This is a genomic window from Nocardia sp. NPDC050630, from assembly GCF_044457245.1.
Classification (GTDB): domain Bacteria; phylum Actinomycetota; class Actinomycetes; order Mycobacteriales; family Mycobacteriaceae; genus Nocardia.
The window spans coordinates 144049-168136 of record NZ_JBITGN010000007.1 but is presented as its reverse complement, the minus strand read 5'-3'; the positions used below and the strand labels follow the sequence as shown (position 1 = coordinate 168136).

The 24088-nt window shown below is 64.8% G+C and carries 21 protein-coding genes; 11 read left to right on the top strand and 10 right to left on the bottom strand.

Going from position 1 to position 24088, the window contains the following annotated elements; translation table 11 throughout:
* Positions 1-272 precede the first annotated feature (272 nt).
* The 3 genes from ACIBG0_RS19975 to ACIBG0_RS19965 all read right to left on the bottom strand — a co-directional run bounded on the left by ACIBG0_RS19975 (position 273) and on the right by ACIBG0_RS19965 (position 4672).
* Positions 273-1496 carry an oxygenase MpaB family protein gene (locus tag ACIBG0_RS19975; protein ID WP_397034399.1) on the bottom strand — a complete coding sequence of 408 codons (1224 nt, stop codon included), beginning with the start codon at positions 1494-1496 and terminating at the stop codon, positions 273-275.
* 481 nt (positions 1497-1977) lie between these two features.
* Entirely contained in the window at positions 1978-3705 is a 1728-nt protein-coding gene (locus tag ACIBG0_RS19970) for a DUF3556 domain-containing protein (protein ID WP_397034397.1), read from the bottom strand.
* Positions 3706-3859: 154 nt separating this feature from the next.
* Positions 3860-4672, bottom strand: coding sequence for an alpha/beta fold hydrolase (locus ACIBG0_RS19965; RefSeq protein ID WP_397034395.1), 813 nt, complete (start codon positions 4670-4672; stop codon positions 3860-3862).
* A gap of 137 nt (positions 4673-4809) precedes the next feature.
* Between ACIBG0_RS19965 and ACIBG0_RS19960 the strand changes: the two genes are divergently transcribed.
* The 3 genes from ACIBG0_RS19960 (at position 4810) to ACIBG0_RS19950 (ending at position 7030) form a co-directional block, all read left to right on the top strand.
* The gene (locus ACIBG0_RS19960) at positions 4810-5196 is read left to right on the top strand and encodes a winged helix-turn-helix transcriptional regulator (protein WP_397034393.1); all 387 of its coding nucleotides are present in this window, start codon (positions 4810-4812) and stop codon (positions 5194-5196) included.
* Between the two features lie 99 nt (positions 5197-5295).
* On the top strand, positions 5296-6033 hold the full coding sequence (locus ACIBG0_RS19955) for an SDR family oxidoreductase (RefSeq protein ID WP_397034391.1): 738 nt from the start codon (positions 5296-5298) through the stop codon (positions 6031-6033).
* A gap of 73 nt (positions 6034-6106) precedes the next feature.
* Positions 6107-7030 carry an NADP-dependent oxidoreductase gene (locus ACIBG0_RS19950; RefSeq protein WP_397034389.1) on the top strand — a complete coding sequence of 308 codons (924 nt, stop codon included), beginning with the start codon at positions 6107-6109 and terminating at the stop codon, positions 7028-7030.
* 164 nt (positions 7031-7194) lie between these two features.
* On the opposite strand, the gene ACIBG0_RS19945 is transcribed toward ACIBG0_RS19950, so the two are convergent.
* Complete coding sequence (locus ACIBG0_RS19945; protein ID WP_397034388.1) at positions 7195-7836, bottom strand: LysE family translocator; 642 nt, start codon at positions 7834-7836, stop codon at positions 7195-7197.
* Positions 7837-8008: 172 nt separating this feature from the next.
* On the opposite strand from ACIBG0_RS19945, the gene ACIBG0_RS19940 reads away from it, so the two are divergent.
* The 3 genes from ACIBG0_RS19940 (at position 8009) to ACIBG0_RS19930 (ending at position 9915) form a co-directional block, all read left to right on the top strand.
* On the top strand, positions 8009-8416 hold the full coding sequence (locus ACIBG0_RS19940; protein ID WP_397034386.1) for a heme-binding protein: 408 nt from the start codon (positions 8009-8011) through the stop codon (positions 8414-8416).
* A gap of 106 nt (positions 8417-8522) precedes the next feature.
* Positions 8523-9314, top strand: coding sequence for an alpha/beta fold hydrolase (locus tag ACIBG0_RS19935; RefSeq protein ID WP_397034384.1), 792 nt, complete (start codon positions 8523-8525; stop codon positions 9312-9314).
* Between the two features lie 175 nt (positions 9315-9489).
* A complete protein-coding gene (locus ACIBG0_RS19930; RefSeq protein ID WP_397034382.1) occupies positions 9490-9915 on the top strand; it encodes a hypothetical protein in 426 nt (141 codons plus the stop codon).
* A gap of 51 nt (positions 9916-9966) precedes the next feature.
* Here the strand turns inward: ACIBG0_RS19930 and msrA are convergent, their stop codons facing one another.
* The 3 genes from msrA to ACIBG0_RS19915 form a co-directional block, all read right to left on the bottom strand.
* Positions 9967-10434 (bottom strand): peptide-methionine (S)-S-oxide reductase MsrA, encoded by a 468-nt coding sequence (gene msrA / locus ACIBG0_RS19925; protein ID WP_397034633.1) that lies wholly within the window; start codon positions 10432-10434, stop codon positions 9967-9969.
* Positions 10435-10478: 44 nt separating this feature from the next.
* The gene (gene msrB / locus ACIBG0_RS19920) at positions 10479-10934 is read right to left on the bottom strand and encodes a peptide-methionine (R)-S-oxide reductase MsrB (protein ID WP_397034380.1); all 456 of its coding nucleotides are present in this window, start codon (positions 10932-10934) and stop codon (positions 10479-10481) included.
* A gap of 101 nt (positions 10935-11035) precedes the next feature.
* Positions 11036-12685, bottom strand: a complete 1650-nt coding sequence (locus ACIBG0_RS19915; RefSeq protein ID WP_397034378.1) for a bifunctional phosphatase PAP2/diacylglycerol kinase family protein — start codon at positions 12683-12685, stop codon at positions 11036-11038.
* A gap of 19 nt (positions 12686-12704) precedes the next feature.
* Between ACIBG0_RS19915 and ACIBG0_RS19910 the strand changes: the two genes are divergently transcribed.
* Positions 12705-14729: a M3 family metallopeptidase gene (locus tag ACIBG0_RS19910; protein ID WP_397034376.1), complete on the top strand. Its 2025-nt coding sequence runs from the start codon at positions 12705-12707 to the stop codon at positions 14727-14729.
* Between the two features lie 49 nt (positions 14730-14778).
* Here the strand turns inward: ACIBG0_RS19910 and ACIBG0_RS19905 are convergent, their stop codons facing one another.
* Together ACIBG0_RS19905 and ACIBG0_RS19900 are read right to left on the bottom strand one after the other, a co-directional pair.
* On the bottom strand, positions 14779-16248 hold the full coding sequence (locus ACIBG0_RS19905) for an AIM24 family protein (protein WP_397034632.1): 1470 nt from the start codon (positions 16246-16248) through the stop codon (positions 14779-14781).
* 96 nt (positions 16249-16344) lie between these two features.
* Positions 16345-16671, bottom strand: a complete 327-nt coding sequence (locus tag ACIBG0_RS19900) for a hypothetical protein (protein ID WP_397034374.1) — start codon at positions 16669-16671, stop codon at positions 16345-16347.
* A gap of 138 nt (positions 16672-16809) precedes the next feature.
* On the opposite strand from ACIBG0_RS19900, the gene ACIBG0_RS19895 reads away from it, so the two are divergent.
* A complete protein-coding gene (locus ACIBG0_RS19895; protein ID WP_397034373.1) occupies positions 16810-18294 on the top strand; it encodes an alpha/beta hydrolase in 1485 nt (494 codons plus the stop codon).
* Positions 18295-18297: 3 nt separating this feature from the next.
* On the opposite strand, the gene ACIBG0_RS19890 is transcribed toward ACIBG0_RS19895, so the two are convergent.
* Positions 18298-19896, bottom strand: a complete 1599-nt coding sequence (locus ACIBG0_RS19890; protein ID WP_397034371.1) for a putative glycoside hydrolase — start codon at positions 19894-19896, stop codon at positions 18298-18300.
* 163 nt (positions 19897-20059) lie between these two features.
* Between ACIBG0_RS19890 and ACIBG0_RS19885 the strand changes: the two genes are divergently transcribed.
* The 3 genes from ACIBG0_RS19885 to ACIBG0_RS19875 all read left to right on the top strand — a co-directional run bounded on the left by ACIBG0_RS19885 (position 20060) and on the right by ACIBG0_RS19875 (position 24006).
* Positions 20060-21016 carry a polysaccharide deacetylase family protein gene (locus tag ACIBG0_RS19885; RefSeq protein WP_397034369.1) on the top strand — a complete coding sequence of 319 codons (957 nt, stop codon included), beginning with the start codon at positions 20060-20062 and terminating at the stop codon, positions 21014-21016.
* 63 nt (positions 21017-21079) lie between these two features.
* Entirely contained in the window at positions 21080-21250 is a 171-nt protein-coding gene (locus tag ACIBG0_RS19880; protein ID WP_397034367.1) for a hypothetical protein, read from the top strand.
* Positions 21251-21447: 197 nt separating this feature from the next.
* Positions 21448-24006, top strand: a complete 2559-nt coding sequence (locus tag ACIBG0_RS19875; protein ID WP_397034365.1) for an MFS transporter — start codon at positions 21448-21450, stop codon at positions 24004-24006.
* Positions 24007-24088: the final 82 nt, after the last annotated feature.

Here is a 24088-nt window from a genome sequence, read left to right as displayed (position 1 = left end):
GTGGTCCCGCCGACCGCGGCACTCCCGCCGACCGCGGCACTCCCGCCGACCGCGGCACTCTCGCCGACTGGGGCGCTCTCGCCGACTGGGGCGCTCTCGCCGACTGGGGCGCTCCCGCCGACGCAGTGGTTCCGCCGACTGGGGCGGTCCCGCCAACCGCGGCGGCCCCGACGACGAGTCCGGCCGAGATGTCACGAACGCGTACGAGGTTCGAGCTGTTCTTCATCGGTCGCTCCTTCGCGGGTGTCCACTGCGGCCGGCGAGGCCGGTTGTCAGCGGTTGGTCAGGGGTATTTCGATGCTGAGCGGCATCCGCAGTTCGGCCATGTACCACATGGTGAACTGACGTAGGAACTCATCGAACATCCAGTACGCAGCGTCGGCCCCAGGGGCCACCGACAGCACGCCTTCCCGGACCGCGATGTACGGTCCCCAAGCGACTTCCAGCAGCGGGCTCCAGACCGGTTCCCTGGGGATGACGAGCCAGTCGGCGACCTTGTCGCCCAGAATGAATCGGGTGAACGCGCCGAGGATGCCCCGGCTGAGCAGGGTCAGGTCGAGATCGGCGCCGAGGTTGAGCAGCTGATGGGCCAGGTCGTTGCCCTCGGCGGTGGGCGCCAGGATGGGGTCGAGCTGCTGTTCGGCCTGCGCGTTGGCCTGCTCCCAGGTCGACGGGATGTATTCGTCGCTGATGCCGAGCAGGTGCGCGGCCAGCTGCCAACTGTGCAGGTAGCCTTCGGATTCGGCGGGCGGGATGGGCAATTTCCATGCGGTGAGGGTCCGCATGATGGTGGTGGCCAGGCTGTGCCAGGTGACCATCAGGTCATCCTGGCTGATCGGGGTGACACCAGCGGGCCAGTGCGGTGACTGCGGCAGCAGATGCCGCACGGACGCGTGGATGATCCTGGTCTTCACGCAGGTCACGACCATCTCGCCGCCGTCTCCGTAGGCGTTGACCGCGCCGATGTCGTACCCGAATTTCGCGGTCTTGGCGATGCGTTCCTTCAAATGCGACCCGCCGCGTGAGTAGTACACCGCGAGCGCCTCGTGCGGGATGACCGTGGACATCATGCCGCTGGCAAAGGCGTAGAGCACGCCGAGGTAGGTTCCACGCTTCTTGTAGAACTGGAAGGAACTGGCCAGCTTGCCCTGGTCGGTCCACGCGGGCAGCTGCCGAGCGTATTCGATGAAGTCGGCCAGTCCTTTCGGCAGGCCAACGGGCAGGGGCTGGTCGTTGTAGATCCAGGTCGCCAGCAGCCTGTTGATCTCGGGCACATCGGCGTGGTCGATGACATCCGCCAGCACCGAATCCGCTTCGGGGTCCCACACTTTCATCGGATCGGCGCCCCCGCCACTGCCGACCACCGAATCGGCGGGCGACCACTTCCATGGCTCCGCCCTCGCGGTACGGGCGGTCAGCGCCATCGCGCCGACCACGCCCAATAACCCGCCACCTGTCCGCAATGCGTCGCGCCGGCTGAGACGGTGTGCATCCATGCTAGGTCCTCTTCGTCGAGCTGATATAAAGACACAACGGATGTATCTGTGTATCTTCGATGACACCACACCGTGATCGCCATCACAACCAATTCGCAAGGATTTCCAACGATCAGAGCACCGCCAATCGCACGAGAGCGCTAGCAACCGTTGCGGCGCAACAGGTGTCGTCATCCTCGACCTTTGGTCGCCAACCACGAGAAAGGCCCTGACTATGAATCTCTATGTCGTGATCCAGAACCTCCTCAACCGCCTGGACCTCGGATCTGCTGGAAGCAGCGCACCCGTCGCCCTCCCATTCCTCTCGGGCTACATCAGCGCCTGAAAGTCGTTGTGGACTCGACGTCCCGGCTGGTGAATGGGAAGCTCGGCGGACCCACGAACCACCCGATCCCGCCTCGGCGTCACGGCCACTTGCTGTTCGAGCCGAGGTCGGTTTCGGCTGTATCTCAGCCGGCGCGACGCTGCGGGCCTTCTGCGATCAGCCCCGGTTGGTGTGGGTGACGTGCACGGGAACGTCGTCGGCCCACGGTTGGCGGGTGACCATATCGGCGACATTTACTGTGCCGCGCTCGAATTCGCCGGTGGCGGCATCGACCAGGCGATACGACTGGGTCTGTTTGTGGATGGGTTGGGCGTCGAGGAGGACTACGCGGACTTCGCCGGGTTCGAAGTGGCAGCGCTCCTGCATGGCGGTGATGAGTTGTTCGTTGTGCAGGTGGCCATCGCCGAAATTCCAGCCGAGGGCGGTGCTGCAGATGCGTTCGCCGTCGGTGAGGGTGTATTCGTCCTCATGGCCGGATGGCATCGCTCGGTGCACGAGCGTGAACAGGGCGCGGCCGTGGGTGTTCATGGCACGGAAGGCATACCCCATGAACATCGGGATCTGAGCGCGGTCCTTGCCGTAGAACCGTTCCAGTTGGGCCTGCGGCATGCTGGCGATCGCGACGATGCCGCGGCCGATCTTCTCGGCGGCCGATGGCTTGATGCACCACATCGTGGTGTCCCAGTTGCCCGCGTAGTAGCGCATGCCCGGTAGGAAAGAAATCTGATGCGGGAAAAGGTTTCCGGCGACCACGATGCCCGCGATGACGACAATGAGCAGTGCCACGGGCACCGGATATCGCAGATCGCCGAGTCCGAGATCGGTGTGCGCGACGAACAGTGCGAGTACACCGAAGATCATGAAGACATTCCACTCCAGCGGAACACCCATCGGAATGGCGGTCAGGATCGCCAGGTGGAAACACACCATCACGAATGCGGCCGCCGCCGTCAGCCAACCTCCATGAGAGAAGAACAGCACCAATGGAATACACATCTCGATGACGGTGCCGCCGTGCGCGAAGATGCGCGACAGCCGGCCCGGCCGCAGATCGTCGGGGAAGTTCTCGAAGAACTTGCGCTTGAGCGACTTGCCCCGGAATACCGGGCTATTGGACATCATCGTGGAAACCACGAACGGAAAGTGCTTGTTCAGCTTCGATGTCGCCGCACCCATCCAGATCACCACGAAGACCAGCTTCGCGGCGACGATCATATCGGCAGCGAAGAGGAAGGTGACGGCGAGCGTGGCATAGACCTCGCCGCGCGCAGCCAGGAATATCACCTTGTCGCGCAACCCGATCAGCGCCAGCAGACCGAGGATCACCGCGATCTGCCACACCGCAAGCATCCCGACCGTCGTATCCAACTCCGGCACTGGACCGTTTCCGTTGGATAGCAACGCGATCGTGGTCATCACCAGCAGCGCCGCGTACAACGCGATATCCACCGATGAGCGGCTGGTCCCCTTGGTCAGCGGAACGACCGCGGGCCACGGTGGCAGCCGAATAGTCTTGGGCCGCAGCCAATACAGAATCGATCCCATCGGCGGAAAGAACCTGTTGTTCAGCGGACCGAACCCGCATCCCAGCCCGACCACCTCGAACAACAGCGTGTACAGCACAACCTTTTCGAAGACGATCGGCTCCGACCACCACGCGTCGACGTTCGCGAATCCGTCGATCCCCTTGGTGGACAACGCGAACAGCCAGCCCCCGAGAATATAGAGACAGATCTTGGCGACATAGAACAAATGCAGCGCTACCGGCGTCCCGAATCCCACCTCGGCCCAGTGCCGCGCCATCGGCCGGATTCGCTCACTGCGGGTGCCCTTGCTCCACTCCGCCATATCGACCACGGGCAGGTCGGGTTCGAGAAACCCCATAAAGCACGCTCCGATTCGCCGACACCGGAGCATCAAGCCGAATCACGGACCCCGATGTTCTCCGATACGTTGACAGCTCGACCATTCGCTGTCAATCGTCGCTTCCGACGAGCGGATGGTGTCGTTCGCCACGGCTAGATCAGGTTCTGGCCCTTCAGGAATCGAGAAAGTCGACGAGTAGCGGCACCAGCGTCGCCGGACGGTCGAGGGGGATGATGTGACCACAGTCCTCGATCAAGTGCCCGGTCAAGGTGTCGGCGACCGGACGGAGTTGGTTTTCGAGTGCGGTTCCGACCGGGTGGGATCCGATGGCCATCGTCGGCACGGTGAGCCGGGCGGTGTCGACAGCCCGCCGGATCTGCTCGGCGCTGGTGGGCATCGCCCGATAGTAGGAGAAAGCGCACCGCAGGGAATCAGTGCCGGTGTAGGCGGCGACGAAGGCATCGCGGGTTTGTGCGGGGATGCCGCGGCCCTGGGTTCCGGTCGTCAGAAACCAGTCGAGGTAATCGGATTCGTTTCCGGCAAGGACTTTTTCGGCAAGACCCGGCACCGCGTGAAAACCGAACCACCAGGGCGGCCCACCGGCTAGGAAGGTTTCGGCACCGGGCAGCGTGCCCAGCAGCGATTCCATGAGCACCAGCCGGTTGACTCGTTCGGGCCGCCGCATCGCCAGTAGGAACGCCGGCGGAGTACCGGCATCGATCGCGACGACGGAGGCGCTGGTTTCACCCAGGGCGTCGAGCAGCCCCTCAGCGTCGGTGGCAAGCGTGCCCGCGTCGTAGCCGTCCTGTGCTCGTGTGCTGGCGCCGAGGCCGCGCAGGTCCGGCGCGATCACCCGGTGTCGTCGGACGAGTGGGCCCATCACCTCGCGCCATAGCTGCCAGGTGTGTGGAAAGCCGTGCAGCAGCAGGACTGCCGGTCCGGTGCCGGCGATCGCCACGTTCGCTGTGATCCCGTTGGTTGCCACCCTCCGCACTGTGAGATCTGGCAGTTCGTGAGACATTCGATCCTCCGCTAGCCGGTTACCAATAGTTACTAGCTGACCATAGGTAACCTGAGGTAGCCTGCCAAGACGGCACTTTCGATACAGGTGGTGAGCTCCAGGTGACTACCCGAACCAGCACAGGCCAGCGCGGGGATCTATTCGATCCGGGCTGCCCGACCCGTCGGCTTCTGGATCGGCTCGGCACCAAATGGGTGTCCATGGTGGTGAAACTGCTCGCCGAGGCCGCGCCCGGCGAGGTGCGCTTCGCCGAACTGCAGCGTCGGATGCCCGGCGTATCGCAGAAGATGCTGTCGGTGACTCTGCAAAGCCTGTCTCGCGACGGGCTGGTCGCCCGCCGCGTCGAACCCACCGTTCCCCCGCGCGTTCACTATCGCCTTACCGATCTCGGGCTCTCCCTGGAAAATCCGCTGGCCGCGCTGCGGGCGTGGGCGGAGGAGCACATGGCCGAGATCGACGCCGCCCCAAAGCCTGAGGACCACGCATGACCCTCGGCTGCGGCTGACCACGATCAATACCCGTGCGGTATCGCCGCCCACCCGACCGGTCTTGGACGCTGTCCCCGGAGCCACAGCAGGATCGGCAGTGTGAGTGAACAGACGATCGCGCTGGTGACCGGCGCGAACAAAGGAATCGGATACGAGATCGCCGCGGGCTTGGGCGCCCTTGGCTGGCGAATCGCTGTGGGCGCGAGGGATCAGCAACGCCGCGACACCGCGGTGGAGAAGCTGCGCGCGGCGGGGGCCGATGCGTTCGGTGTGCCGCTGGACGTGACCGACGATACGAGTGTGACCGAGGCGGCCGGTTTTATCGCCGACCACGCCGGAGGTCTGGACGTCCTGGTCAATAACGCGGCAATCGTCGGCGATCATCCACAGACACCCACCACGGTAGATCCCGCGACCCTGCGGACCGTCGTGGAAACCAATGTGATCGGTGTCATTCGCGTTACCAACGCGATGTTGCCGATGCTGCGCGACTCCGCATCTCCGCGCATCGTAAACATGTCCAGTAGCGTCGGTTCTCTCACCCTGCAAACCACGCCCGGTCTGCCCAGTACCGAGATCGGTTCGTTTGCCATCACCGCATACATGGCATCGAAGACGTTTCTCAACGCCGTCACGATCCAATACGTCAAAGAGCTGAGCGACACCAATATCTTGATCAACAGCGGTTGCCCGGGTTTCACTGCCACCGACCTCAACGGTTTTCGCGGCGTCCGTACACCGCAACAGGGTGCGACCATCGCGATTCGCCTCGCGACCCTGCCCGACAACGGCCCGACCGGCGGATTCTTCGACGACGCCGGAACAGTGCCCTGGTGACGGGCACCCCGGTGGCCACCATTCCCGTTCTCGAAGTCAGCCGCGCGTCGCGCGTCGGAGGAGAAGCACGACAATGACAAAGGCAGTCAGATACGACGAGTTCGGCGGAATCGAGGTCTTGCGGGTCGACGAGATCGACCGCCCTGTGCCCGGGGACGAGCAGGTCCTCGTGCGGGTCGAAGCGGCAGGCATCAACCCCGGTGAGGCCGCCATCCGAACTGGCGCGATGGCTGACATCTTTCCCTCGACCTTTCCGTCCGGGCAGGGCAGCGATCTCGCCGGGGTTGTCGCGGAAGTCGGCGCCGGAGTCGACCGATTCTCGGTCGGCGACGAAGTGATCGGGTTCTCCGAGAAGCGAGCCGCTCAGGCCGAGTTGGTCCTGGTCGACGTCGACAACCTCACACCCAAACCGCGCAACGTCTCATGGGAGGTGGCGGGCGGCCTGTTCGTCGCCGGCGTGACGGCATGGGGGGCAGTACATTCCGTGCAGCTCGACAAAGCGGAGACCGTTGTCGTCTCCGCCGCAGCCGGAGGAGTCGGCTCGCTCGCTGTTCAGCTCGCGCGACGTGCCGGAGCCACGGTCATCGGCCTGGCGAGCCAGTACAACCACGAGTGGCTGCAAAGCCACGGTGTGATCCCGGTCGTATACGGTGACCGCGTCATCGACCGGATCAAGGCCGCCGCACCGGGCGGCATCGATGCCTTCATCGACACCCACGGCGGCGGGTACGTCGAACTGGCCCTGGCTCTCGGCGTCGCGGTCGAACGGATCGACACCATCGCCGATTTCGCAGCAGCCGCGAAGTACGGAGTCAAAACCGAACCCGCAACCAACCCCCCGCCGGGTGCCGAGGTACTCGCCGAATTGGCCGCCCTGATCGCCGACGGACAACTCGAAGTCCCGATCGCGAACGTCTACCCGTTGGCACAGGTCCGCCAGGCATACACCGAACTCGAACGCCGACACACCCACGGCAAAATCGTGCTCGAGCCGTAACCTGCAGCAACACAACGCAACCCGCTCCCAGAGGAACTGCTGAACCGCAGGATGAATCCCGTCGGGACTGTCCGGTCGGCCACCCTGGGGACCGCGACAACCCGGACGACACATCCGATATTCGGCTACTTACCGCCAGCAGCGTGTTATTCGCGTCGGTCCGCCTAGGCCGGAACCGGGCGGGTCCGGTCGGTAGCTAGTAGAACGGCGACGACGCCGAGCATTGTGCCGGTGACCCAGCGTTGTGCCCGCATCCAGAGCGGGCGGCCGGTCAGGAACGCGGCGATTGTGGCGGCTCCCAGCACGATCAAGCCGTTGACCGTCAGCGCGATACCGATCTGCACTGCGCCCAACAGCAGGCTCTGCAACCAGACTCGCCCCTGTTCTGGAGTCACGAACTGCGGGATCAACGCCATGTAGATGATCGCGATCTTGGGATTGAGCAGGTTGGTGACCAGCCCCATGCTGAAGAGCCTGCGCGTGGAGTCGGCGGGCAGATCGGAGGGCTCGAACACAGAGATGCCGCCGCGCAACGTCTTCCACGCCAAGTACGCCAGATAAGCCGCGCCGGCCAGCTTCATGCTCAGATACAACCCCGGCACCACTGCGAAGATCGCGGTAATCCCGACGGTGGCGGCCGCGAGATACACGATGAATCCGACGGCCACACCCGATAGCGATACCAGACCCGCTCGTCGTCCCTGCGATATGGTGCGCGACACCAGATACATCATGTTCGGGCCCGGCGTCAGCACCATTCCCAACTCGGTCGCGGCCACTCCCAACACCGCCGTGGTTTCGATCATGCTCTCATCCTGGGGTGCAGCTGGCTATTTGTCGCGAGCCAGTTCCCACGCATTGGAACCGTAACCGTTGCTGCCGGGAGAACCCGCCGTTGAAACATCGCGGAATGCTTTGACGGCCGAGGCTATCGTCGTTAGTTTCGTGTTCGTGGCTGGTGCTCCGAGACTTCCCGGGTTGACGTTGGCAGATGCGGATCGGCTGGTGCAAACCGCATTGGCGGTCGGTGCGGAGCGAGGGTTCCCGCCGCTGGCTGTCGCGGTTGTCGACCTGGCCGCAGAGGTGATCGTCCTGCGGCGCGGCGATGGCGCTATGCCGATGACCAGCCGAATCGCTGTGGCCAAGGCGCGGACCGCGCTGTACACACTGCGCGCTTCCGGCACGATCGACCTGCCAGGGGGGATCGTCGATAGCATCCAACATCTTTATGGCGGCGACTTCGTCCCGTGGGCCGGTGGTGTTCTGGTCACCGACGGTGATTTGATCCTCGGTGCCGCGGGCGCATCCGGTGCCCATGCCGTCGAAGACGAAGCGGCGGTACAGACGGCAGTGCGGCGGTGGCAGGAGAACCGTTCGGCCGGGTAGCTCCACGCGATTCCATTGCGCCGTTCGCCGTCAAGCGGCCCATTGATGTAGATCTGTTCCGGAGCGATGAGGAGATAGGCATGAACGTCAATGTGGGCCGCGTCCGATGAGCGGTGAGCCGCTGGTGCTATTGCACGGTGTAGCGATGTCGGCGCGGGTGTGGGATCCGTTGATTCCGCCGCTGTCTGCCCAGTTCGAGCTGCTGGCGCCGACCGCGCTGGGGCATCGGGGTGGGGCGGCGGTGTCGCGGCGTCCGGCGCGGATCACCGACTTTGTCGACGAGGTTGAACGACTGCTCGATGAAAAAGGGTGGGCGACAGCACATCTGGCCGGAAACTCGCTCGGCGGGTGGACGGCCATCGAGTTGGCGCGCCGGGGTCGTGCTCGTACGGTCTGTGCGCTCTCACCGGCCGGATTCTGGGATGCGGGCGGCATCGGACACGCCGATTCCTCCGCGACCATCGCGCGCAACGTCACCTTCGCACGCCTGACCCGGCCGCTCGCACCGCTGACACTGCGGTCATCGCTGGTGCGGCGCTTGGCGTTGCGGGTGATCGCCGAACACGGTGACCGCCTCGAATCATCGGCTGCCAATGGGATTGTCGCGGATCTTCTCGGCTGCACGGTCACCGATGATCTGCTCGGTACCAAGGATGCGATCGCGGATTTCGAGCGACTGCCTTGCCCGATCACGGTGGCTTGGTCACAGGCCGACCGGATCTTTCCGGTAGCGGTCAATGGCGAGATCGCCAAGCAGCGGCTACCGGATGCCACGTTCGAGGTGCTGCCCGGTGTCGGGCATGTCCCGATGATCGACGACCCTGAGTTGGTCCTGCGCACCATCCTGACCGGCACCGGTGCTCCGCCAGGTCAGGCCAGGGTTTCCGGCACGAACTGAGCCTCCGCTGCACCTCGTCGGGCGCTTTCGCCGCACGGCGGTAGTGACAAGTGCCGGAAAATTCGGTTCGAATCTCTCACCGGGAGTTCATGATCATTCCCACCGGTGGCAGATGGTCACTTGTCCAGACATACTCGACGCTTGACATGACAACGTCGGTGAAAGGTGTCCGGATATGACCATCGGCACGCTGACTGCACTGGTATTGCTGGCCGCCGGCCTGCTCTTCGTGACGGCGCTCGGCCTCGGAGTGTGGAAGTGGTTGGCGATGGTCGGCGCACCAGATGGCCGGGCGCACCCGTACGTCGATATCGCGCACCGCTCGGCCCTGCTCTATTCGTTCGCGACCGCGATGATAGCGATCTTCGTCGAACTATCCGGTTGGCCCACCGCCGTCAATGCCACCGCCGCCACCGTGCTGATCCTGATGTTCGTCATCACGATCGCCAACTACGTCAACCACGGAATCCGCCGCGACACCGACAACCAGATGCACAATCCGCCGCCCACTTTCCGCTGGGTGCTGGTCGCACTGATCGTCGGCGAAATCGGCGGATTCTGTGTCCTGCTGACAGGATTCGTCGCCGCGCAATTCTTCTAGTCGCCGTCCAGACCGCACCTTGTGCCGCAACGAATTGCGGCACAAGACCAACTACTGCGTGGCGGCCTGCCGTCTCGGCAGCTTCCAGCCCGGTCGCGGGAAGTGGCAGGTGTAGCCGTCCGGGTAGCGCAGCAGGTAGTCCTGGTGCTCGGGTTCGGCCTCCCAGAACTCACTCGCCGCGGTCACCTCGGTGACCACCTTGCCCGGCCACAGGCCCGAGGCGTCGACATCGGCGATGGTGTCCAGCGCGACGCGCTTCTGCTCGTCGTCGAGATAGAAGATCGCCGAACGGTAGCTGGTACCGATGTCGTTGCCCTGGCGGTCCTTCGTCGTCGGATCGTGGATCTGGAAGAAGAACTCCAGCAGTGCCCGATAGTCGGTCTGGGTCGGGTCGTAGATGATCTCGACGGCCTCGGCATGGCCAGGATGGTTGCGATAGGTGGGGTGATCGTTGCGCCCGCCGGAGTAGCCGACTCGCGTCGAAATCACCCCCGGCTGCTTACGGATCAAATCCTGCATGCCCCAGAAGCAGCCGCCGGCCAGAATCGCCTTTCGCGTGTCCGTCACGCGTCCTCCTTAGTGAACAGGGTCTTGTACCGACCGTAACCTTCCGCCTCGAGGTCATCGAGGTGGATGAACCGCAGGGCCGCCGAGTTGATGCAATACCGCAGGCCACCCGCCGCGCGCGGTCCGTCGGTGAACACATGCCCGAGATGGCTGTCACCGTGCGCCGAACGCACCTCGGTGCGGATCATCAGATGACTGAAATCTCGCTTTTCGACGACATGGTCGCTATCGATCGGCTTGGTGAAACTCGGCCATCCCGAACCGCTGTCGAACTTGTCGACCGAGGCGAACAACGGTTCACCGGACACCACATCCACATAGAGACCTGGCTCGTGGTTGTCCCAGTACGCACCCGTGAACGCCCGCTCGGTCCCGTTCTCCTGTGTGACGTGGTACTGCTCGGGCGACAGCGCGTCTACCGCGGTCGGGTTCCGGTTGTATTCCTGTGCCACCTGACCTCCTTATATAGGCCCCACGTACAACCCGCGGTCCGATACGGAAAGTCCCCGCCGAGCAGCGCGTCACACTTCCGTCATTATTGCGCGGCCAGGACCTACGCAGTAGGCGTGCGGTTTGTGCGGAAGGCATCGCGGAGCCAAGGCGCGCGGCGGTGGTGCGGGCGGAACCGGTCGGCCCAGCGGGGGTTCGATTCGTCGCGGCGGTAGGCAGCGAGCTGCCCCGCCATCGCAAAATGCAGGTGGGTGGCCTTGCCGATCACCTCGCCATCGGTGGCCAGCGCCTCCGGCCTGGGCAATTGCACATGCAGCTCGGGTAGGCGGCGCTCGCCGTAGACCTTGCTGTGGCCGATCGCGGCCAGCAGCAGTGCCACCAGCGCACGGGTGCGCGACCAACGCAGATCGGCGCGCAGCCAGCGGACATCCAGTAGTCCGGCATCGAGCCGGTCGCGGAAGGCGGGTACGGCGCCGTGCGGGTGGTAGGGGCCGTTGCCGATGAACAGGAACCACACTCGCTGCCAGCGATCGTCGAGATAGATCTCGATCGGTACGGCCCGGTGCAGGGTGACCACCAGCGCGGCCGCGAAGGCGGGCCATTTGCCCCAGCGCACCTGCCATTTCTCGCGCAGCCGCACCAGGTCCGGATAGGCACCGATGCTTGCGGTATTGATCAAATGCCTGGTGTGCGAACAGGTTTCGTCGCCGTACTCGACGCGCGCGATATCGACCGCGACCGCTTCACCGGCACCGGTGGCATCGACCACCTCGAGCAGGTCGTAGACGCCGAGATCACGCGCGAAATGGTTGAGCGTGCCGGTGGGTATGACGGCCAGCGGCAACTCGTGCCGCAGCGCCACCGCGGCCGCCGCGGCCACGGTGCCGTCACCACCGGCGATGCCGATCGCCAACACCGGCTCGGTGTGTTCGGCGAGTGCTCGTTCGAGTTGTTCGGCGACATCCAGGTCGGGTTCGGTGCGCAGTACGGTGGCGGCGGGCAGGGCCGCGCTGATATCGGCGGTGGGATCGTAGCTCGGATCACCGGAAACCGGATTCACCAACACCACAAGACCTTTGCCCGCCACCATCGCGGGCGCCTCACGGACCAGCCGGGCCTGTGCCTCGTCCGATTCACGTACCGGCCACCAGCGTCGGGTGGCCAATGCGATGCCGGAACCCACGGCCGCTCCGATGAGCACATCGGAGCTCCAGTGCACGCCGGTATGCACCCGCGAGTACGCGACGGTAGCTGCCAGCGGGGCGACAACGAGTGCGGTGCGCGGACTTTCGAGTGCGACCGCCGTGGCGAATGCCGCCGCGCAGGCGCTGTGCCCGGAGGGGAAGGAGGAGGATTTCGGGGCGGGCGCCAGCCGCCGGTATGCGGGCAATAGTTCGGCGGCCGGTCGGCGCCGCGCAATGAGCGTCTTGAGACCGAGGTTGACGGCCAGGCTCGCGCCCCCGACCGAGACGACCCCGCGCAGCGCCGCCCGCCGCGGTGTGCCCTGGCGGGTGGCGAGCAGTGCGGCGCTGGCCAGCCACAGCGCACTGAAATCGGCACTCTTGGTGAGCCGCAGCAGGCCGCTGTCGAGCATCGAGGCCGGTAACTCGGCGACCGCGCTGCCGACCGCTCGATCGAATCGTCCGACCCTGTAGAACTTTCGCCGCACCCAGCCACTCACCCGCTCGACATTACCGATCGCAGCCGACAGCCTGCTGCGACTGGTGCCCCAGAGCAGTGCGAAGCTGGTCATAGGTCAATAGGGTTGACCTATGACCAGCAACCCGTTCTTCGAGCCAAGTGTGCTGCCGTATGAACTTCCTCCGTTCGCCGAGATCGCTACGGAGCACTATTTGCCTGCGTTCGAGCGAGGGATGGCGGAGCAACTGGCTGAGGTTGCCGCCATCACCTCGAGCGGAGAGGAACCGAGTTTCGCGAATACCATTGCGGCCTTGGAGCGTTCGGGCGCGGTGCTGGTCCGGGTCGCGAATGTGTTCTTCAATATCACGAGCTCCGATTCCAGTGCGACCACCGATGCGATCGAGGCCGAGGTATCGCCGAAGCTCGCGGCGCATCGCGACGCGATCTATTTGGATCCTCAGCTCTTCGCGCGGGTCGAGGCCCTCTACGGCCGCCGGGAGGAATTGGGATTGGATCCCGAGGAAGCGCGACTGTTGGAGCAGTACCACATTCGGTTCGTGCGGGCGGGGGCTCGCCTGGATGCGGCGGGGCAGGCGCGGTTGCGTGAGCTGAATGCGGAACTCGCTGCGGCGGCAACGGAATTCGGGCAGAATATTTTGGCGGCGACCAATGATGCGACCGTGGTCGTCGAGTCGGCGGCGGAGTTGGCGGGACTGGGGCAGGCCACAGTGGCCGCGGCCGCGGAGAACGCTCGGGAGTTGGGGCGCGAGGGCGCGTGGGCGCTTCGGTTGCAGAACGTTTCGAATCAACCCGTGCTGGCGGAACTGGCGGACCGCGACGTGCGGCAGCGCGTAATGGCGGCTTCACTGGGTCGCGGGTTGGGTGACAACGGCACGCTCGCCGTGCGGATCGCCGCATTGCGAGCGGAACGGGCCGCGCTGCTCGGCTATTCGGATCATGCGGCTTATACGGTGGCGGATCAGACCGCCAAAACCCCTGCGGCAGTAGAGGACATGCTCGGGCGTTTGATCGCACCAGCGGTGGCGAATGCGGAGCGCGAGGCGGCCGAGTTGGCACAGGCCATGGGCGGCCAGGAGCTGCGCTCATGGGATTGGCAGTACTGGTCGGAAAAGGTTCGGGCCGAGCGGTTTTCGGTAGACGCGGAGGCGTTGCGTCCCTATTTCGAGCTCGAGCGGGTGTTGCGCGACGGAGTGTTCTTCGCCGCCGAGCAGGTGTACGGGATCACCTTCCAGGAGCGCGAGGATCTGGTCGGATACCACCCGGAGGTGCGGATCTTCGAGGTATTCGACACCGACGGCAGTGCGCTCGGACTGTTTCTCGGTGACTTCTTCGCGCGACCGTCGAAGCGCGGCGGGGCGTGGATGAACGAACTGGTCCACCAGTCACGGCTTTTGGGTAAGCGGCCGGTGGTGGTCAACAACCTCAATATCGTGAAGCCGCCCGCGGGCGAACCTGCCCTGCTCACCTGGGACAATGTGCGCACGCTGTTCCACGAGTTCGGGCACGCACTGCACGGACTGTTCTCGGATGTGACGTATCCGTTCTTCTCCGGCACCGAAGTCCCTCGGGATTTCGTCGAATTCCCGTCCCAGGTGAACGAGATGTGGATGTCGCGACCGGAGGTGCTCGCCAACTACGCCCGGCATATCGAGACCGGCGAGCCGATGCCCACCGAACTGGTCGAGCGGATGGCCGAGGCCGCGCGGTTCGGTACCGGCTTCAAGACCGTCGAATACCTCGGCGCGACACTGCTGGACTGGGCCTGGCACCGCGTACCCGCCCCCGAGGCGCTGGCCGACACCGATGCCGAGGCGTTCGAAGAGGAAGCGTTACGCAAGGCCGGTCTGGCCATCGACGTGATTCCGCCGCGCTACCGGACCGGCTACTTCGCCCACATCTTCTCCGGCGGTTACGCGGCGGGGTACTACTCCTATATCTGGAGCGAGGTGCTGGACGCGGACACCGTCGAATGGTTCGACGAGGGTGATGCGTCCATCCGCGAGAAGGGCGAGACCTTCCGTCGCGAACTGCTCTCCCACGGCGGCTCGGTCGACCCGCTGACGGCCTTCGAATCCTTCCGCGGCCGCGCCCCCGAAATCGAACCGCTGCTGGTCCGGCGGGGTCTGCTGAACTGACCGGGACGCTGGAACCGGCTGTGGCCCAGCCGGTTCCAGCACCGGGCGGTTATCCGAACAAGCCGCCGAGCACGCCGCCGCTCTGTCCAGCCTCTTGACCGCCACCGGTGCCGCCGATGAACCCGCCCGGCGGCAGTTCCGAGGGCTGCACGATGACGAAACCGCGCCCGGAGAACGACAGGGTGAGGCCCTCGCCGGTGCTGCGGCCGATGAGGCGGCCGAGGCCGAAGGAGTCGTTGCGTTTGATGCCGGTGGACAGGCTCGACGACCAGGCCACCGCGGCCTGCGGGTCGGCGTAGGTCGGTTGGTCGACATTGAGGACGACCGGCGAGCCGTGTGTGGTGATGGCGATGCGACCGCGCCCGGTGAACACGCAGTTGAAGAAGCCCGCGTTACTGGCGAAACCGGCTGCGCCCTGGACCCTTTGGATGTTGTAGGACAGCGAGGTATCGAAGGCGAGCACATTCGAGCCGTTGATGGTCAGCCCATCGGTGCCGTCGAGATCGACGGTGTGCACGTCGGCGGCGGAATCGGCGAGGAACAGGTCGCCGCGACCGGTCACCTGCATCAGCGGCACACCCTCGCCGGTCAGTCGCTGCTGGATCGCCCGGCCGATACCGCCCGAACCGAGCGCCTTGAAATGCAGATCGCCCTGGTATGCGACCATCGAGCCGGCCCGCGCCATGGTCTCGCCATTGACGGCGACCTTGATCATCTTGCCGCCCTGCTTCTGGATGCCGATGCCGTTGACCTCGGCGTGGCTCGGATCGAACAGTTCGCTCTGCATCGGCAGCGCTCCTTGCTGGGGTGCAATCGGTGGTGGCGGCACGGCGCCGGACTGGGGATAGGCGGGCGGAGCCTGGTACTGGGGCTGGGCCGGGTATTGCGGCGGTGCCACAGCGGGCGGCATCGGAGCCTGGTACTGCGGCTGGGCTGGATATTGCGGCGCCGGGGCCTGCGGTTGGGCTGGATATTGCGGCGCCGGGGCCTGCTGCTGGGCTGGATACTGCGGCGCCGGGGCCTGCTGCCGGTACTGCGGCTGGGCCGCAGCGGGCGGCGCCGCTTCGGGTTCGTCGTCGATATTCACACCGAATGCCGTCGCGATTCCGGCCAGCCCATTGTCGTAGCCCTGCCCGACCGCGCGCACCTTCCACGCACCGCCGCGCCGGTAGATCTCCACGCACACAACGGCCGTCTCGGTGCTGAGCCCGGTCATCGGGAAGGTCAGCGTTGCCGCGTCGGATCCGATCGTCGCGGTCAGCGAACTCGCGCCCGCGAAGGTCGGCGGCCCACTGCCGTCGAGACTGGCCGTGACCACGACCTTGTCGACATCAGCGGGCAGGGCGGAGGTCTGCACATCGACCATATCGCCGGCGCCGCGGCCGTGCCGATAGGTGACGCCGGGTCCGGCCGGTTGATTGAAGAAGACGAAGTCGGCATCGGAGCGGACCCGCCCGTCGGCCCCGAGCAGGAGCGCCGACACATCGACCGGCGCTGCACAGGTGACGGTCACGATCATCCGGTCGCCGGGTGCGGGGCGATTTTCCCCGCGCGCGAGTGCGGTCACGGCGGACCGCCCCGGTCCATATGTCCGAGTGGCATGCGATTCACGGGATCAAGTGTGTCGCGAGTCCCGTCCGATTGCCACCACCCGCGATAGATCGGGCCACGGCGGCCTACGCAGCACCGCGAGTGTGGCGATGACCGCGGCCAGTAGACCGATCAATTCACCCATCAGCGCGATCCGGGTAGCATCGACCGCGGGCGTCCAGCTGACTTCGCCTTCGTGGACGACGAACGCGCCCACCGGACGAGCGGTGCGCAGCAGGCCGCCCGTCCTGGTGGCGGTGATGATCGTGGTGCCGTCGGACGTTTCGTACGGCTGCCCGTAGGCGAGCGAATCATCCACTGTCCGTAGTGAATTCAATGGGTTTCGAAGCATTGGTTCCTCCCCTCGATGCGGAACCTGCGGTGGCGCGGCCCCCTTGGAGTATCGGCGGCACCACCAAATGTGGCAAGGGTGTCCCGCATGTGGGTGTGGTACGAAGTTGCGGGATTTGGCGGGTGAGAGGTGGGTGGGTTGTCGGCGACGCTTTTGCGGTGGCTGGTGCTGGTAGCGGTCGGGGCGGCGTTGATCACCGTGCCCGGGGCGCAGGTCGATCCGGAATACCGGTTTTATCACCAGCGACTGCACTGGCATGCTTGCGGTCTCGAGGATCTGGACAAGGCAGGGGCCGAATGCGCGGATGTGCTGGTGCCGCTGGATTATCTGCGGCCCTCCGATCGCACGCTGAAGATCGCCATATCGCGGCTGCGAGCCACCGATCCGGATCAGCGTCATGGCATTCTGCTGGCCAATCCGGGCGGGCCCGGTGCGTCGGGCCTCGACACCGTGGATCTGCTCGGTGACGTGCTCTCTGCGCAGGTGCGGGCGCGTTTCGATGTGATCGGTATGGATCCGCGTGGGATCGGCGACTCCGGGCGCACGCCGCGCTGCGGGTGGCCGGTCGGCGAAATGATCCATTCGGCGGGTCTGGATTCGCAGGGCTTCGCGCGGGAAACCGCGCTGGCGGCGGATATGGCCGCAGGATGTCTGGCCGATGATCCGGTGAAGGTGCGCCAGCTCACCACCCGCAATACCGCTCGCGATATGGAGGTCATCCGAGTGGCGCTGGGCGAACCGAAGCTCAGCTACTACGGCGTCTCCTACGGCACGTATCTCGGTGCGGTATTCACCCAGATGTTCCCGGAACGCAGTGATCGGATGGTGCTCGACAGCGCAATCGACCCGGATCGTTATTGGACCGGCCTTGTCCAGGATTGGGGTCCCTCGGACGAGCGAGCGATCGATGAATGGTCGAATTGGGCTGCGGGACAGGATGATACCTATCACTTCGGGTCGTCCCCGGTCGAAGTGCGGGCATGGGTGACGGAGTTGATCGTCGCGTCGGCACGCCAACCGATCGTGATCGACGACTTCCCGATCGACGATCACTGGCTTCCATTTCTCTTGCACAACATGGTGACCGATTTCCGGCGCAACCAAGCGCTGGCCGAATCGTTACGTGAGATCGCCGATGCGGCGGGCGGCCCACCCGTAGCCGCGCGGGCGCCACGCCTGCAAATCGTCTTGCGGGCCTTGCGATCCGAGGAGAACTCCGTCCTCGCCCAGATCACCTGCGGTGATGCCGCGGCACCGACAGATCCGGCGTGGTATGCGAACAATATCGAAACCAGCCGGGCCACCCAGCCCATATTCGGTCCGCTGGCCAACAACATCCAGCCGTGCGCATTCTGGCCAAGGCCCGTCGAACCTGCCACCACCGTGCGGAATTCGGTTCCGGTGCTCATCCTGCAGGCGACCGGCGATGCCCGAACCCCGTACACCCACGGTGTCCGACTACATCGGTACCTCTCCGCATCCCGCTTGGTCACACTGCAGGACATCCGCATCCACATGACCTTCCGGCCGGATTTGAGCGCCTGCGTCAACAACGCGATCAATACTTACCTCGCCGAGGGCACCCTGCCCGCCGCCGACGTCACCTGCCACGCGGACCAGTAGGAATCAACCGGGCGCCACCGCCCATGAGTGATACCGCGACGCCGCATTCCACAGGAAGAAACTATTCGTCCCCGCCGCGGCCGCGGCATCGATCTGCGCCTTGACCTCGGCATCGCCATAGTTCACTCCCAGGCTGAAATCCTGCAGCCACGGAATGACTTTCGCGCCGGTACCTTCGGTCTGTCCGAAGAAATCGGCGAGCGACCGGAAAATGATGTCGTACGGCTGGGCGTTCGGGTTCGCGACACCGTACTCACCAGGATTCCAATGCGACGGGTACAGCATCGGAGCGACATAGTCGACATACCGAGCGATCGCCGGAATGTCCTGTGCGATCTCATCCGGCCGCGTCGCAGCGATACCGAACACCGCGGCACCGAGATTCGCGCCTTTGTCGCGCACCGGATCCCGGCTCTCGTGCAGGAATTCGGCGATCGATGCGCTCGGCGCGACGGTCAGCCCCGGAAACTGCATCTGCGACAGCGCACCATCGGGCCGCCGGACATAGTCGTACATAATTCCGTCGAAGCCGAGTTCGGCTGCCTCGGTGGCGAGATCGATGTTGTACTTGCGGATTTCCGGATCGGCGAAGTTGGTGAAGGCGATCGCACCGTACTTGCTGGCATACGGCTGACCGGAGGGATTCTGGATGACCCAGTCCGGATGTCCTGCGTGCCAGGCCCATTCGGCCATGGTCGGATCACGGAAGGCCACGATCCGCCCGACCACCCGCAGGTTCATATCGTGCAGTTGTCGAAGTGCGGCGCGCACATCGTAGATATTTGCGGCCGCACCCGCCTGCCGTGCCAGCGGCACTTGCGAGTCGTAACCGATAACCCCGTCCTCATCCTTGATATCGAGCTGAACGGTATCGATGCGCCCCTCGCGCGCCATATCCAGAATGGGTTCGCGCAAGCCGTCGTACGCCCATCCGTACGCCGTGATGTGCGCGGCCTTGACTCGAGGCATATCGACCGATGTGGTAATCGCCTGCGTCGCCCTATTTCCCGCCGCGTCGACCGCGGTCACCTCACCGCCGACGGGAGTGCGCGCCAGCGTGATCTCGAAGGTGCCGTCCGCGGCGGGCGTGACCGACTGTGTGCCGACGAAGACGCGCACGGCACCGGATTCCTTGCCGCGCAATGTAATCGGCTGACGATACGATCCGGCCCTGCCCGGCTGGGTCAGCTCGAGTTTCGGCGCCTCGGTATCGACGGTAAAGGTTGCGGTAACCCCCGGACCGGCGCTGAACAGCCCGAATATGCCCGCGCGTGGGATCTCGGCGGTGAACTTGTGATCGCCATCGGCGAGCTGACCGGGCCGATACACCACCGAATCGCCCTCGACCGTGCCGTTCACCGTCTTGCCGTCGAGTTCGAGCCGCATATCGTTCGGGTTGTGGCCCTGGGCATCCACGCGCAATGCGAGCCCGGTCAGCGTGCTCGCGCCGACAACTCCGTCCGGTAATCCGGTCAGCGCCGAACCCGCGGGTTCGGACCGATGGGCGCCGATGATCACGGATGCGATGAGGATTGATAATGCTGCGATAACCGCTATTGCCGCCAGCCGCCATCGCCCGGTGATCGGGACCAATTTGTCCAACGCGCACACCAACTTTCATCTGTCGCTATTGCCCAACTATCTACCTCGGACAGCGCCATCGGGCGTGGTTATGCCGATTCGCAACCGAGATTCCTCGCCGCCGCGTACCGTTCGATCGGTGGTGCGGTGCAGGGCTAGCGGAACTCGGGTTGTCCTGTCGGCCTTGATATTCGCGACCCTCACCGCATGTGGGGCAGCGGCGGATCCGGCCCCGGCGGCCATCGAAAAGGTTCCGGTGGCCACCTCGACGCCCGACCCGATCGCGGTGGGAGCCAATGAACTCGGACTCGTCCCGATCCTGATGTATCACCAGGTGACATCGACTCCGGTCGGCGAATACGACCAGACTCCGGAGAAGTTCCGCGCCGAACTCGAGCGCCTGTACCGCGAGAACTACCGGCCGGTGACCGTCGCCGACTACATCCGCGGCCATATCGACATCCCTGCTGGCACCCATCCGGTGGTGCTCACCTTCGACGACTCCACCAGCACCCAGTTCCGGTTCACCGAGGACGCCACGGTGGCTCCGGATACCGCGATCGGGATACTCGAGGAGTTCGGCGCATGCAATCCGGACTTCCGGCCCACCGCGACGTTCTATGTCAATAACGAGCCGTTCGCCGGTGACGCGCGCGCACTGCCCTGGCTGGCCGCGCACGGATACGAAATCGGTGCGCACACCGCGAGCCACGCCAATCTCGGTCGGTTGGACAGCACCGGTGTGCAGCGTGAGCTGGTCGAGAACTTGCGCGCGATCGCGATCGCGGCGCCCGGCGATCGCGTGCGCACGATGGCCCTACCGCTCGGCATCTTTCCCAGCGACCGTGCACTCGTCACCGCGGGAAGCTGGGACGGTACGAACTACGCGTTCGAAGCCGTGTTGCTGGTCGGCGCCGAGCCAGCACCCTCCCCGTTCGGTCAGGTCGATCCCGCTGGTGTGCCGCGCATCCGGTCGGGAAAGACCGAGGTTGACTTCGCTTCGGCCTACTGGCTCGACCGCCTCGACCAGCATCCCGACCAGCGTTATACCTCCGACGGCAACCCGAATAGGATCTCGGCCCCCAAACGGCTTGCCGACGAACTGAACCCGCGTTGGCGCGGTGAGTTCAACCCCTATTGACCAGCAGAGAACCAAGTATGCCAAGAGTTTGAGGATGCATTCGAAGATCTGCTGCGGTGGCTGGTGCTCGGTACCGCGACCGCCGTGGCGGGCGCGGCCTGCGCTGCTGTTCTGCTCGGCGTCGGCCAGATCTGGGACCCGTCGAATCACGCCGAACCTGTCATGATCTTCGGCTGCGGTCGAGCCGTTGCCAGTGATCCGGTGCAGTGCCGCCCGGATCCGCTCGGCCGCTGAGGTATTGGTGCCGGGATGACCCGACCAGGCCGTTTCGCCCTGAGTGGCCGTATGTATATTAGCGAGCGCAACTAGTTACGGGTGATCGGCGTGGGGGCGGATCGCTTGTGGCGCAGTGTGCCAATCGCTCGACCGGCTCGACTCAGGTTTCGAGACACTTCCACCACGGATAGCCGATCAGAACTAGGGCTCAAATTATGACGAATTCGACCAGCCAGGCCCCGGCAACGTCGCCGGACCTGGGTGCCGGTGAGGGTACGTCACTGTCGCACCGGCAGATCCTCACCATCCTGTCCGGACTGCTGCTCGGCATGTTCCTCGCCGCGCTCGATCAGAACATCGTGAGCGTCGCGATCGTGCGGATCGCCAACAGCCTGGACGGATTCGACGAACAGGCCTGGGCGACCACGGCGTATCTGATCACCGCGACGATCACCACCCCGCTGTACGGCAAACTGGCCGATATCTACGGTCGAAAGCCGTTCTATCTCACAGCGATCGGATTGTTCGTCATCGGCTCGGTGGCCTGCACCTTCGCCACGTCGATGTATGAACTCGCCGGATTCCGCGCTTTCCAGGGCCTCGGTGCGGGCGGGTTGATGTCGTTGGCGTTCACCATCATCGGCGATATCGTGCCCGCCCGGGAGCGGGTGCGCTACCAGGGCTATTTCATGATGGTCTTCGGTTCGGCGACGGTGCTCGGTCCGGTGCTCGGTGGTTTCTTCTCGAACTACGACCAGCTCTGGGGCCTCGAGGGCTGGCGCTGGGTGTTCCTGGTCAATGCGCCGATCGGTGTGCTCGCGCTCGGTGTGGTCGCCAAGGTGCTCAATGTGCCGCATCAGCGCCAGGATCACCGCATCGACTGGTTCGGCGCGGTGGCATTGACGACATGTGTGGTGCCGCTGCTGATCGTCGCCGAACAGGGCCGGGATTGGGGCTGGAGTTCGCAGCACGCGCTCATCTGCTACGGGATCGGTGCGGGCGGACTGCTGCTGTTCCTGCTCGTCGAATTCTTGATGAAGGATGCGGCGCTGATTCCGCTACGGCTGTTCGAGAACTCGACCTTCAGCGTGACCATCGCGGGTGGGTTCATTGTCGGTATCGCGATGTTCGGCGCGATCGTCATGGTGCCGCAGTACTTCCAAGTGGTGCGCGGATATTCGCCGACCAAATCGGGTCTGCTGATGCTGCCGCTGGTGCTGGGGATCATGTTCGGTTCGCAGCTGGCCGGCTTGACCACCAAGTTGACCGGGCGCTACAAGATCCTGCCGGTGATCGGGACATTCATCATCGCGGTCGGCGCGGGGCTCTACGGGCAGGTGCATTATGACAGTCCGCTCTGGCAGCCGATGGTCTACGGCGGCGTGATCGGATTCGGGCTCGGTTGCTGTATGCAGACCCTGATCATCGCGGCGCAGAATGCCGGTCCGCGTTCGGATATGGGTGTTTCGACCGCATCGGCGACCTTCTTCCGGCAGATGGGCGGCACGCTCGGTGTCGCGGTATTCCTGACCATTCTGTTCAACCTGTTGCCGCACCGGATCATCGACGCCTTCGGTGGCGCGCTGCCCGCCGGGTTCGATGCCGCGCAGCTGAGCACCATGCAGAGCAATACCAGCGGAATCGCGGCACTGCCGGATGAGCTGAGGGTGCCGATTCTGATCGGGTTCACCGATGCGATGCACGGCGTCTTCTATGCCGCGGCGGGAGTCGCTCTGCTCGCGTGCCTGGTGCTGATGTTCATGAAAGAGATTCCGCTGCAGGACAATCCGGTACCCGCTGTGGAGTCGGCGGCTGTGGAGTCCGAATCCAGCTGGGATGAGGCGCAGGTTTGGGAGGGTGCGGCGAAGGTGCTCTCCGAACCAGAACCCGAACCGGTGCTGGCGGGTGCGGTCGGCCGCATTTCGGTAAATCATGACGGCAATGGTGTGTATGTGGCCGCCGTTGTGCCGCAGTCGCATTCGGTCCTCGACTACGAAGGCGCGTCGATCGGCGGGCGGATCGGGCGCGAAGACGGCAGACCGGTGCCGGGCACGGTGCTGACCCTGATCGACCAACGAGGACATCAGGTTTCGCGCGCGACCGGGGATGCCGATGGCGGCTACCGCATCGAAGCGCCAGCCGCGGGCAACTATGTCTTGATCGCGTCGGCGACCGGACATCGGCCGGAGGCGGTCAGCGTGGCCATCGGACAGCGACCACAGCTGCTCGATCTGACGCTGACGGGCTCCGGTGAATTGTCCGGTGTGGTCCGTTCGGCCGGTCGCGGTACCCCGCTACCCGGTGCCACCGTCACACTCACCGATATCCACGGCGAGGTCGTCGGTGCCGCGATAACCGCGAGCGACGGCGCCTATGTCTGCCACGGCGTCGTCTCGGGCACCTACACCCTGGTGGCCGTCGCCGAACATATGCGCCCCAGTGCCACCACCCTCACCATTCCCGACAGCGGTCTCCTACATCACGACATCGATATGGCATCGATGGCCGTGCTGGCCGGATCCGCCTGGGCCGACGGCGACCGAGCCGTGCCGGACATCCAGATCAGCGTCCTCGACGCATCCGGCGATCTCACCGCCACCACCCGCACCGATGCCAACGGCCGCTATCTGGTAACCGACCTCCCCGAAGGCCACTACACCGTAATCGCGCGCGGCTACCCGCCGGTCACCACCCGAGTAACAGTCTCCGGCGGCGAAGTAGCCCACGACGTCCGCCTCGGCTACGAAACCGCGGAGGCCCCCGACCCCCGCTGACCCTGGAGCGGTCTCTTCAAGCCGCGTAGGCGATGGCGTTGGTGGAGTTGTCGTTGCGGATGTCGCCGTTGAAGTGGTCGAA